General features: G+C 71.2%; 8 protein-coding genes and 1 tRNA gene. 6 read left to right on the forward strand and 3 right to left on the reverse strand.

Annotation, left to right across the window (positions count from 1 at the left end; genetic code table 11):
• Nucleotides 1–37 precede the first annotated feature (37 nt).
• Nucleotides 38–1474 (reverse strand): zinc-dependent metalloprotease, encoded by a 1437-nt coding sequence (locus DEI95_RS03200; RefSeq protein WP_111059354.1) that lies wholly within the window; start codon nt 1472–1474, stop codon nt 38–40.
• 102 nt (nt 1475–1576) lie between these two features.
• Here DEI95_RS03200 and DEI95_RS03205 point away from each other — a divergent pair, with 102 nt between their 5' ends.
• The 3 genes from DEI95_RS03205 to DEI95_RS03215 all read left to right on the forward strand — a co-directional run bounded on the left by DEI95_RS03205 (nt 1577) and on the right by DEI95_RS03215 (nt 6079).
• Nucleotides 1577–2686: a PDZ domain-containing protein gene (locus tag DEI95_RS03205; protein ID WP_111059355.1), complete on the forward strand. Its 1110-nt coding sequence runs from the start codon at nt 1577–1579 to the stop codon at nt 2684–2686.
• A 202-nt stretch (nt 2687–2888) separates the two neighbouring features.
• Nucleotides 2889–5939 carry a UPF0182 family protein gene (locus DEI95_RS03210; protein WP_181436180.1) on the forward strand — a complete coding sequence of 1017 codons (3051 nt, stop codon included), beginning with the start codon at nt 2889–2891 and terminating at the stop codon, nt 5937–5939.
• Nucleotides 5940–6002: 63 nt separating this feature from the next.
• Nucleotides 6003–6079 (forward strand) — tRNA-Met (locus DEI95_RS03215).
• Nucleotides 6080–6333: 254 nt separating this feature from the next.
• Here DEI95_RS03215 and DEI95_RS03220 read toward each other — a convergent pair.
• A complete protein-coding gene (locus tag DEI95_RS03220) occupies nt 6334–7272 on the reverse strand; it encodes an aldo/keto reductase (protein ID WP_111059356.1) in 939 nt (312 codons plus the stop codon).
• 102 nt (nt 7273–7374) lie between these two features.
• Between DEI95_RS03220 and DEI95_RS03225 the strand changes: the two genes are divergently transcribed.
• On the forward strand, nt 7375–7971 hold the full coding sequence (locus DEI95_RS03225) for a TetR family transcriptional regulator (protein ID WP_110823703.1): 597 nt from the start codon (nt 7375–7377) through the stop codon (nt 7969–7971).
• 28 nt (nt 7972–7999) lie between these two features.
• Nucleotides 8000–8815 carry a carbon-nitrogen hydrolase family protein gene (locus DEI95_RS03230; RefSeq protein ID WP_111059357.1) on the forward strand — a complete coding sequence of 272 codons (816 nt, stop codon included), beginning with the start codon at nt 8000–8002 and terminating at the stop codon, nt 8813–8815.
• Here DEI95_RS03230 and DEI95_RS03235 read toward each other — a convergent pair.
• Nucleotides 8791–10005: an aminotransferase class I/II-fold pyridoxal phosphate-dependent enzyme gene (locus DEI95_RS03235; RefSeq protein ID WP_111059358.1), complete on the reverse strand. Its 1215-nt coding sequence runs from the start codon at nt 10003–10005 to the stop codon at nt 8791–8793. The two genes, DEI95_RS03230 and DEI95_RS03235, sit on opposite strands and share 25 nt — an antisense overlap.
• 228 nt (nt 10006–10233) lie before the next feature.
• Here DEI95_RS03235 and DEI95_RS03240 point away from each other — a divergent pair, with 228 nt between their 5' ends.
• Nucleotides 10234–12171, forward strand: coding sequence for a S1C family serine protease (locus DEI95_RS03240; protein WP_111059359.1), 1938 nt, complete (start codon nt 10234–10236; stop codon nt 12169–12171).
• The last annotated feature ends 14 nt before the right edge of the window (nt 12172–12185 follow it).

Consider the following 12185-nt stretch of genomic DNA (forward strand, 5'->3'; position numbering starts at 1 on the left):
GCAAGGCGGGTCGCGCCTCCCGTCCCGACCGGGGTGACTAGTGCCGCGGTCCGCCCTGCGGGTCGCCGTCGGCGGGCCCGGCCGCCGGACCGTCGCCGGACTCCTCGATGCCGGAGTCCTCGATGCCGCCGTCCTCGTCCTCGTGCGGACGGTCGGCGGTGGTGTCGTTGAGCAGGTCCTCGAGCGCTCGGTCGAACGCGTCGTCCTCCGGCGTCTGCGACGGGTCGCGGAGCCGGGCGACCAGGGACTCCGGCGCGTCGATGTCGTCCGAGCCGGGCACCAGGTCGAACGCGGCCCAGAGCGCGTCGCGCTCGCCGGCACCGAGTTCGTCGGTGACCCGCTGCCACATCGCGGCCGCTTCACGGAGTCGGCGCGGGCGGAGTTCGAGACCGACCAGCGTCGCGAAGGCGGACTCGGCCGGGCCTCCTGCGGCGCGGCGACGTCGCACCATCTCCGCGATCGCGCCGGAGCGGGGGAGACGGGCGGTCGCGGCGGCCGTGACGGTGTCGACCCATCCCTCGACGAGCGCGAGCATCGTCTCGAGCCGGGCGAGGGCGGCGTCCTGCTCCGGGGTCCGCGGCGGGATGAGCGCCCCGGAGGCCAGCGCGTCCCGCAGCTGCTCCTGGTCGGTCGGGTCGATGCCCGACAGGGACTCCTCGACCCGGTCGAACGGGATGTGCACGCCCTTGGCGTACTCCGTGATCGACGAGATGATGTGCAGCCGCAGCCAGCGTGCCGAGCGGAACAGCCGGGCGTGGGCGAGCTCGCGGACGGCGAGGTAGATGCGCACCTCGTCGGCCGGGACGTCCAGGCCCTCGGCGAACTCGGCGACGTTCTGCGGCACGAGCGCGGCGAGCTGCTCGTCGAGGAGCGGGACGCCGACGTCGCCGCCGGAGACGACCTCCTTGGCGAGCTGCCCGACGACCTGGCCGAGCTGGATCGCGAAGAGCGCACCACCGACCCCGCGCATGGCCTTCGAGACGTCGCCGAGCATGAGCTTGAGCTCCTCGGGCGCGCGCTGGTCGATCGCCTCGGTGAGGGCGGTCGCGATGCTCGACGCCACGGGCTCGGCGATCTGCGACCACACGGGTGCGGTCGCCTTCGCCCACTGCTCGCGCGTGTAGACGCTCGGTGTCGAGGTGAGTTCCGCGACGGTGGTCACCTCGTCGAGCCAGAGCGCCGCGACCTGGAAGGCCTGCGCCGCTGCCTGCGCGGTGGCGGGGTCGAGCGGCTGCTCGCCCTCGCGGGCGATCGTGGCGGCGCGTTCGGCCGTCACGGTGAAGTCGATGCCGTCGCCGCCGTCCTGCGCCGCCCGCTGGAGCTGGCTCATGAGGTTCGCGACGAAGGTCGGGTCGTTCGGCAGGCCGGCGGCTCCGGCGAGCTGCGACGGGTCGATCTGGCCCTCGCCGGACAGGAGCTTGCGGAGCATCTCCCGGAAGTCGTCGTCCGGCCCCGGCTGCGGTTGATCAGGCATGCCGACTACGCTAACCGCTGCCCGTGAGGCCGTGCCTGGGACCGGCCCGGGCAACCGCCCGTCCGGCTGCGCCGTGGGCGAACAGCCCCCGGAAGGACCCGTGTGACCCTCTTCGCCCCCGCCCCCCGTCGTCGCTCGCGCTCACGGACGGTCGGCTGGGCCTTCGTCGTCGGCGCCCTCGTCCTGGCGGTCGTCGCGAGCCTGCTGCCGAGCCCGTACCTCATCGAGATGCCCGGCCCGGTGTTCAACACGATCGGCACGCAGCGGCAGGGGACCGGCAAGGACGCGAAGGACGTCGAACTCATCCAGATCGACGGGCACCGCACCTACCCGACGTCGGGCGCGCTCGACATGCTCACGGTCAGTGTGCAGGGCACGGCGACCGAACGGCCGCCGTGGACGAGCGTCATCCGCGCCCTCTTCTCGGAGTCCGAGGCGGTGGTGCCCGCGAGCGCGATCTACCCGCCCGGACGGACGACCGAGCAGGTGAACGAGCAGGACGCCGCGGACATGACGAACTCCCAGCAGTCCTCCGTCGCCGCGGCCCTCGTGCAGGAGGGGTTCGAGGTCCCGAGCGAACTCGAGGTGGGCACCGTGCAGCAGGGTTCCCCGGCCGACGGCGTGGTCCGTGAGGGGGACGTCATCACGGCGTTCGACGGCACGTCCCTCACCACGAACTCCGACGCGTCGACCCTCCGGGAGCTCGTCGCGGAGCACGGCACGAGCGCACCGGCGACGATCACCGTCGAGCGGGACGGGGCGACGCGGGAGCTCTCGGTCACCCCGCGGACCGAGCAGGGCACCGCGCTGCTCGGCGTCGGCGTGGTCGAGCACTACGACTTCCCCTTCGACGTCGACATCGCGCTGCAGGACGTGGGCGGGCCCTCGGCGGGCATGATGTTCGCGCTCGGGATCATCGACGAGATCACGCCCGGCGCGTTGAACGGCGGCGAGCACGTCGCGGGGACCGGCACGATCACCGCCGGTGGCGCGGTCGGACCGATCGGCGGCATCCGGCAGAAGCTCCACGGCGCCGAGTCGGCGGGCGCCACGGTGTTCCTCGCCCCGAAGGCGAACTGCGACGAGGTGGTCGGACACGTCCCGGACGGCCTCGACGTGTACGCGGTCTCGACGCTCGACCAGGCGGTCACCGACCTCGAGACGATCGCGGCGGGCCGGAGCACGGCCGGTCTCGAGCGCTGCACCTCCTGAGCGCCCGGCGCGCTGCCGCGGTCTCCGGGCCGCCGGCCTCCCGGACGACCGGCACGGACGGCCAGGACGGCTCGGCCGGGAGACCCGGGGCGCGATCCTGAGATGCGGCACAGGTTCACTGTCGGCCGGGACGAATAGGATCGTCAGCACTGACGGCTCGGCCTGCCGGCGCCGCCGGTCCGACACGTCTGGAGCACAACAAGTGACGAACACCTCGTCCACCGCGGGACGGCGCTCGCCGCGTGTCCCGATCGTGGTCACGATCATCGTGCTGGCCGCACTGGTGATCGGCTTCTTCATCTTCGCCAGCCTGTACACCGACTACGCGTGGTTCGCGCAGCTCGGGTTCGAGCGCGTCCTGACCACCCGGTGGCTCGCCGGGACGGCCATGTTCGTCGCCGGCTTCCTGGGCATGGCGATCCCGGTCTGGCTGAGCATCGTCCTCGCCTTCCGGTTCCGTCCGGTCTACGCGAAGCTCAACGCGCAGCTCGACCGCTACCAGCAGGTCATCGAGCCGCTGCGCCGCGTCGTGGTGCTCGGCATCCCCGCGGTGCTCGGCGTCTTCGCCGGTCTGGCGACCGCACCGCGCTGGAGCACTGTCCTCGAGTACCTCAACCGGACGCCGTTCGGCAAGACCGACCCGCAGTTCGGGCTCGACGTCGGGTTCTACGTCTTCGAGCTGCCGTTCTGGCGCGCCGTCGTGGCGTACTCCTCCGCCGTCGTGCTCATCGCCGGCCTCGCCGCGCTCGCCGCGACGTACCTGTACGGCGCGATCCGCTTCGGCGGTCGAGAGGTCCGCATCTCGAAGGCCGCGCGCATCCAGCTCGCGATCACGGCCGCGCTCTACATCGCGCTGCAGGCCGCCAGTCTCTGGCTCGACCAGTACACGGCGCTGACGAAGGACAACTCCCTCATCACGGGCGCGCAGTACACCGAGGTGAACGCGACGATCCCGGGCCGCGAGATCATGGCGGGCATCGCGGCGATCGTGGCGATCCTGTTCATCGTGACGGCGGTCATCGGCCGGTGGCGCGTGTCGATCATCGGGACCGGGCTGCTCCTGGTGTCCGCGATCGTCATCGGCGGGATCTACCCCTGGATCGTCCAGCGCCTGCAGGTCGCACCGAGCGAGCGCTCGTTCGAGTCCGCGTTCATCCAGCGGAACATCGACGCCACCCGGGACGCCTACAACGTCGCCGGGGTCCAGGAACAGGACTACGACGCCACCACCACGGCGACGACCGGTGCCCTGTCCGAGGACGCCCAGACGACGGCGAACATCCGCATCATCGACCCCAAGATCGTCTCGGACACGTACAGCCAGCTCCAGCAGTACCGGCAGTACTACAAGTTCCCCGACCAGCTCGACGTCGACCGCTACCAGGTGGACGGCAAAACCGAGGACACCGTGCTCGCGGTGCGTGACATCGACCTCGACGGCCTCGGTGCCTCGGCCACCCAGTACAACCGGACGTTCGTCTACACGCACGGCTACGGCGTCGTCGCGGCGTACGGCAACCAGCGGGCATCCGACGGCAAGCCGGTGTTCATCGAGTCGGGCATCCCGGCCGGCGACACCCTCGGCAAGTACCAGCCGCGCGTCTACTTCGGCGAGAACTCGCCGGCGTACTCGATCGTCGGGGCACCGGAGGGCACGAAGGACGTCGAGCTCGACTACCCGTCCGGCTCGGACGACGACGACGGCAACGCCACCACGACCTACGCGGCGGACGGCGGACCGAAGATCGGCAACTTCTTCAACCGCCTGGTCTACGCGGCGAAGTTCCAGTCGGAGCAGATCCTGCTGTCGAACGCCGTCAACGCCGACTCGCAGATCCTGTACGACCGTGACCCGGTCAAGCGCGTGCAGAACGTCGCGCCCTACCTGAAGCTGGACCAGGACGCGTACCCGGCGATCGTCGACAACCGCATCAAGTGGATCGTCGACGGCTACACGACGAGCAACGCGTACCCGTACTCGCAGAGCCAGAGCATGACGGACAGCATCAACGGCACCGAATCCGGCAGCTTCCGCACCGACCAGGTGAACTACATCCGGAACTCGGTGAAGGCCACGGTCGACGCCTACACGGGCAAGGTCACGCTCTACGCCTGGGACACGAAGGACCCGGTGCTCGAGACGTGGCAGAAGGTCTTCCCGACGTCGCTGCAGCCGGTGTCCGCGATGAGCGCCGACCTGCTCGCCCACGTGCGCTACCCGACCGACCTGTTCAAGGTCCAGCGGAGCATCCTCGGCACGTACCACGTCACCAACGCGAACTCGTTCTACTCGGGCGACGACGCGTGGACGACGCCGGTCGACCCGACCTCGACCTCGACGAGCGCCGGGGACGCCGACTCGGCGGGCACCACCACCGGGACGAACGCGAACACCACGAACGCGCTCGGGACGCAGACCACGGCGACGAACCCGGACCAGCAGGACCCGTACTACCTGACGATGAAGGTGCCGGGCGCGGGCACGGCCTACTCGCTGTACAGCACCTACATCCCGAAGCAGAACTCGTCGTCGAACGCGCGGAACGTGCTGACCGGCTACCTGGCCGTCGGATCCGACGCCAGCGGGGCAGGCAAGGGCAAGAAGGGCGAGGGCTACGGCAAGCTCACGCTGCTGACGATCCCGAAGACCGACAGCATCCCCGGCCCGTCGCAGGTGCAGAACCTGTTCAACTCCGACCCGGCCGTCTCGCAGGAGCTCAACATCCTCAAGCGGGGCAACAGCACCGTCAAGCAGGGCAACCTGCTGACGCTGCCGGTCGGTGGTGGGTTCCTCTACGTGCAGCCGGTGTACGTGCAGTCCACGTCGAGTGGGTCGTACCCGCTGCTGCAGAAGGTGCTCGTGGCCTTCGGGGACAAGATCGCGTTCGAGGACACGCTCGACGAGGCGCTCGACGAACTGTTCGGCGGCAACTCGGGCGCGGCCGCGGGTGACTCCGGTGCGGCTGCGGGGAACTCGGACTCCGACGACGAGGGCTCCGACACGTCGACGGGTGGGAGCTCGACGGGCGGTGCCACCGGTGGTGCGACCGGCGGCGCGACCGGTGGGTCGTCCTCCGGCGCTGCGACGCCGGACCTGCAGCAGGCGCTGTCCGAAGCGGACGAGGCGCTCCGGGCTCGTGAGCAGGCGTACGCCGACAACGACCTGGTCGCCGCCGCCGAGGCCGACCAGCGACTGCAGGAGGCCGTCGAGGACGCCATCGCAGCGCAGGGTGGCAGCGGCTCCGACGGTTGATGCGGGCGGGCGGGGTGCTCGATTTGGCACCCCGCCCGATCCCGTGTAGTGTTTTCCATGTGCCGCGGGGTGGAGCAGTTCGGTAGCTCGCTGGGCTCATAACCCAGAGGTCGTAGGTTCAAATCCTGCCCCCGCAACCAACGCGACACGAGAAGCCCCGGTCCTCACGGACCGGGGCTTCTTCGCGTTCCCGGCCCCTCTGCCCGTTCAAGCCGATCCCGGCGCGCTCGCGCCGTCCGGTGCCTCCGGACGTCCTCTGCTCGTCGTGGCTCATCGTCGCGTCCGCCGTCGGGGTCGACACGCCGGGGTGCGTGGAGAACGAACGGGAGGCCCGGCGCCAGCTGGCACCGGGCCTCCCGTCCGTCACCGGTCCTGCCAGGACGCGGTCGCTCGCTCAGCTCGTGGCGCGTGCGCCACGGACGCCGCGGCCGAGCGCGTCGATGCGCGCGAGCTCGTCCGAGGTGAACGTGACGTCAGCGGCCGTGACGTTCTCGGCGACGCGCCCCGGATTCCGCGATCCCGGGATCGGGACGATGTCGTCGCGCTGCGCCAGGATCCACGCGAGCGCCAGCTGCGAGAGGGAGACGTCCTTCTCCGCAGCGAGCTCGGTGAGCCCTGCGACGACCGCGGTGTTCGCGTCCCAGTTCTCCGGGGCCCACCACTCCAGCCACTGGCGGATGTCGTCCTCCGCGTAGGCGCTCCGCGGTCGCACTGCGCCGCTGAGGAAGCCGCGTGCCAGGGGTGAGTAGGCGACGAGACCGATGCCGAGTTCGTCGACGACCGGGAACAGGTCCTCCGACTCGCGGGCGAAGACCGAGTACTCGGTCTGCAGCACGGAGATCGGGTGGACCGCGTGCGCCCGGCGGATGTTCTCGGCGTCGGTGTTCGACAGGCCGAGGTAGCGGACCTTGCCGGCCTGCACGAACTCCTGCATGACGCCGACGACGTCCTCGACCGGGACCTGCGGGTCGTGCACGTGCTGGTAGAGCAGGTCGATCGAGTCGGTGCCGAGGTTGCGCAGACTGGCGTCGACGACGTCGCGGATGTGGTCGAGCTGCGAGTTCGGGGCGTACGTGTCCGTGAAGCCGAACTTCGTCGCGATCGTGACCTGGTCGCGGATCGGGGCGAGTGCGGCGCCGAGGAGCCGCTCACCGCTTCCCCAGCCGTAGAGCTCCGCGGTGTCGAAGTGGGTGACGCCGAGGTCGTGCGCGTGCCGGATCGCGGCGACGGATTCCGTGTCGTCGCCGGGGCCGTACGCGAAGGTCGTGCCCATCGCGCCGTAGCCGATCGCGCTGACGACCAGGCCCTGTCGTCCGAGTGTTCGTTGCTGCATGTCGTCCTCCTGGAACGGATCGTGGTTCGAGTGGCACTGTACGCCGTACTTGTCAGAGTCTGTCAACTACGGCAGACGCTGACTCAGGGGTACGATCGAACCATGAGCGAGACGGCGGAGGCACGGCCTGGACTACGGGACATCGCCCGCGATGCAGTGCGAGCGCGCATCGCCGCGGTCGCCATCGCCCGGTTCGACGCGGAGGGGTTCGACCGGGTGACGGTCGAGCAGGTGGCTGCGGAGGCGGGCATCTCGGCACGGAGCTTCCACCGGTACTTCCCGGCGAAGGAGGACGCGGTCATCGGTGACCCGGCCCGGCACGGTGCCGCCCTCGCCGCGGCGTTCGGCGCACGTCCGGCGGACGAACCGGTCTGGAGCGCCCTGCGTGAGGCCTTCGTGGCGATGCTCGAGCACGGCAGCGACGACGATCCGGAGACCGGACGGCGCTCCGTCCGGGTGATGCTGAGCACACCGTCGCTCCGGGCGCGGAACACCGAGAAGCACCACGCCTGGGCCGAGGTGCTCCTCCCGTTGGTGGTCGACCGGCTCGGGGGGACGGACGGCGACCTGCGTGCGCGGACGGTCGTGCAGGCCGCGCTCGGGTGCTTCGACGTCTCGGTGGCGAGGTGGGCGGAGGGCGGCGACGACGTCGTGGGGATCCTGCGGCGGTCGTTCGACGTCCTCGACGTCCGGTCCTGACGGAGCCCGGCGTGGTTAGCCTGGCACCGTGACGACACTGACCATCGCCGCGGCGCAGTTCGCCCCCGGAGACGACCCAGCCGCGAACCTCGAGACCGTCCGCGCCGCCGCCGTCGACGCGGTCGCGCGCGGCGCCCGCCTCCTGGTCACGCCCGAGTACACCTCGTACTTCACCGCCGACATCGACGACCGCTTCGTCGCGGCCGCGCAGCCGCTCGACGGCTCGTTCGTCACGGGCCTCCGTCGGATCGCGCGGAGCACCGGCATCGCACTCGTCGTCGGCGTCGCCGAGGCGGGGGAGACCCCGGGTCGGTTCCGCAACACGCTCGTCGCGATCGGTGCGGACGGCTCGGTCCTCGAGACCTACCGGAAGGTGCACCTGTACGACGCGTTCGGCTCCCGGGAGTCCGACCGCATCGAAGCCGGCGACCCCGCGCAGCTGCCCGTCGTGGAGGTCGACGGCGTCCGGGTCGGGCTGGAGACCTGCTACGACCTGCGGTTCCCCGAGGTGACGCGACGTCTCGCCGCGACGGACACCGGGGCCGCGGACGTCGTCGTGCTGCCGGCCGAGTGGGTCCGTGGTCCGGGCAAGGAGCACCACTGGCGGACCCTGCTCACGGCGCGCGCCGTCGAGAACACCGTGTGGGTGCTCGGGGTCGGTCAGGCGCCCCCGGTCGGGATCGGGGCGTCGGTGGCGCTCGACCCGACGGGCACCGCGGTCGCAGCGCTCGGCGCGGAACCGGGGCTCCTCGTGGTGACGGTGGACACCGCGGTCACGGACCGCGTGCGGGCGGTGAACCCGTCGCTGTCCCTCGGTCGTTACGCGGTGGTCCCGCGGGACTGAGCGAGCCCGGCCAGCCGTGACACGGCCTCCTCGAGGACCGACCGGCGCTTGCAGAACGCGAACCGGATGAGCGACCGGTACCCGTCGACGTGGTCGGGCCGGACGAAGGCGGACACCGGCACCCCCACGACGCCGACGAGCCGTGGGAGCTCGAGGCAGAGCGCGCGGGCGTCGTCGTGTCCGAGCGGAGCGGCGTCCGCGATGACGAAGTAGCCGGCGTCCGGGCGCAGCACCCCGAACCCGGCGTCGGCCAGGCCCGTGGCGAGGAGCTCCTGCTTCGCCCCGAGCTCGGCGGCGATCCCGGCGAACACCGCGTCGGGCAGGCGGAGCCCGGTCGCGATCGCCGGCTGGAAGGGCGCCCCGTTGACGAAGGTCAGGTACTGCTTGACGGTCGTGATCGCCTCGACCAGCGCTGCCGGGGCCGTGAGCCAACCGATCTTCCAGCCCGTCGTGTTGAAGGTCTTCCCGGCGCTGGAGATCGACACCGTGCGGTCCCGCGCTCCGGGCAACGACGCCGGCGGCACGTGGGTGCCGGCGAACGCCAGGTGCTCGTAGACCTCGTCGGTGACGATCACGGCGTCGTGGCGCTCCGCGAGCTCGACCACGGTGCGGAGCACCTCGACCGGCAGCACCCGACCCGTCGGGTTGTGCGGGGTGTTCACGAGGACCACGCGGGTCCGGTCGGAGAACGCGGCGCGGAGGTCCGCCTCGTCCGGCAGGAAGTCCGGCGCCCGGAGCGGGACCGTGACGTGCTCCGCGCCGGCGAGTCGGATGAGCGCGCCGTACGCGTCGTAGAACGGCTCGAAGGTGACGACCTCGTCGCCGGGCTCGACCAGCGCCAGGAGGGTGGCGGCCAGGGCCTCGGTGGCACCGGCGGTGACGAGGACCTCCCGGTCGGGGTCGACGTCGAGCCCGTACCAGCGCGCCTGGTGCTCGGCGACGGCGGCGCGCAGGTCCGGGGTCCCGCGGCCGGGCGGGTACTGGTTGGCACCGTCCCGGATCGCACGGACGGCCGCGTCGAGGACCTCTGCGGGCCCGTCCTCGTCCGGGAACCCCTGCCCCAGGTTGACGGCGCCGGTCGCTGCGGCGAGGGCGCTCATCTCCGCGAAGACGGTCGGCGCCGGCACCCCGTCGGGGCCCAGCAGCATCGCTCCCTCGGCGGCTCGGAGCCACGGACCGGTCTGCCGCATGCGCGACCCCTCTCACCCTCGGGGCACCGGCCGGGAGGCTCGGCGCGCGTCGGACCCCAACCTAGCCTCCGCCCGGCAGTCGCCTCCGGTGGTCGCCTCCGGCGGACATCTGCGGGTCGAGCACACAGCTGACGCATACGATCGGCTTGGTCAGCTCGCAGCTGCGCCATCAGGACCGCCCAGGTCGGTGGAGAAGACTGCAGGAGCTTTGGAAGGAGCACGTCCAGCATGAGCGACACACACCACGGACACGGCGACGACGACCGTCGCGACGAGACCACCGGTCCGCACGAGTCGAACGGGACCCGCCACGGGCACCACGACGCCGACGACACGGACGTGGTGGGGACGACTCCGGCGCAGGAGACCGAGCAGTTCGCTGCCGCCTCCGACCACACGGACCGGTACACCGCCCCGTACCCGACCGCCGACGCAGGGTCCGCGGACGCGGCACCGACGGCCGAGTACGGCCAGTACGGCCAGTACGCGCAGCAGGGTCAGTACGGCCAGGGCGGGCAGTACGGCTCGGGTCGGTACGGCTCGGACCAGTACGGCTCGGGTCAGTACGGGAGCGGCCAGTCCGGCACTGCGCAGTACGGGCAGGACCAGTACGGGGCCGGCCAGTACGGCACCGCCCAGTACGGGCAGGGCAAGTACGGCGAGCACGACCAGTCCGGCACCGGGTACGGCCAGGGCCAGTCCGGGCAGAGCCAGTACGGCCAGCAGGACCAGCACGGCCAGGGCCAGTACGGTCAGCAAGGCACGTACGGGCAGAGCCAGTACGGCCAGCAGGGCACGTACGGACAGGACGCACCCCGGTACGGCGAGCACGCGAGCGAGCACCACACGACCTCCGGCGCGAGCGCGTTCGGAGGGGCCGCCGACCAGCAGCCCGCCAACGGCCACTACTTCAGCGGCGCCGCGGCCGCGACCAGTACGACCCCGCGTCAGCGCTCCGGCCGCAACCGCCTGCTCGTACCGCTCCTCGCCACAGCCTTGGTCGGCGGTCTCATCGGCGGCGGCGTGGTCTGGGCTGCCGACTCGGTGACGGACAGCGGCACGGTCGTCAGCGGCTCGGGCACCTCGCAGAGCGGTGGCAACCTCACCGTGAACGACTACGACTCCGCCACCGTCGTGACCGCGGTCGCCGCCAAGGCCACCCCGTCGGTCGTCACGATCAACGTCTCCGCGAGCAGCGAGGCCGGCACGGGTTCGGGTGTCGTGCTGAACAAGGAGGGCTACATCGTCACGAACACCCACGTGGTGACGCTCGACGGCGACAGCGCGAACGGCACCATCTCGGTGACGACCTCGAACGGCAAGGTCTACAAGGGCACGCTCGTCGGCACCGACCCGACGGTCGACCTGGCGGTCATCAAGATCGACGCGCCCGACCTCACGCCGATCGACTTCGCCGACTCGTCGAAGCTCAACGTCGGCGACACCGCGGTCGCGATCGGTGCGCCGCTCGGCCTGTCGAACACCGTCACCGACGGCATCGTCTCCACGCTGAACCGCAGCATCCAGGTCACCTCGAGCGACCCGAACGCCGGCGGCGACACGAACGAGGGCCAGGGCAACAACGGCAACGGCCCGTTCGACTTCTGGGGCAACGGCGACAACGGCAGCAGCTCCGGAGCCAGCACGACCGTCTCGCTCCCCGTGATCCAGACCGACGCGTCGATCAACCCCGGCAACTCGGGTGGCGCGCTGCTCGACGACAAGGGCGCGCTCATCGGCATCAACGTCGCGATCGCCAGCGCCGGCAGTTCGGACTCGTCCAGCTCGCAGGCCGGCAGCATCGGCGTGGGGTTCTCGATCCCGTCGAACCTGGTCAAGCGCGTCGCGACCGAGATCGTCGAGAACGGCAAGGCCACCCACGGTCTGCTCGGCGCATCCGTCGGCGACGCGACCGAGGACGCGAGCGCCACGCAGGTGGGCGCACTCATCAAGGACGTCACCTCGGGCGGCGCGGCGGCCGACGCCGGGCTCCAGAAGGGCGACGTCGTGACGAAGCTCGGTGACGCCTCCATCGCGGACGCCACCGACCTCACCGCGCAGGTCCGCTTCTACGCCGGTGGTGCGACGACCGAGATCACCTACGTCCGCAACGGGGAGACCCGCACGGCGAACGTCAAGCTCGGCACGTACGACAGCTCGAACTGACCCGGGACGCTCCG

The organism is Curtobacterium sp. MCBD17_008 (assembly GCF_003234475.1).
Classification (GTDB): domain Bacteria; phylum Actinomycetota; class Actinomycetes; order Actinomycetales; family Microbacteriaceae; genus Curtobacterium.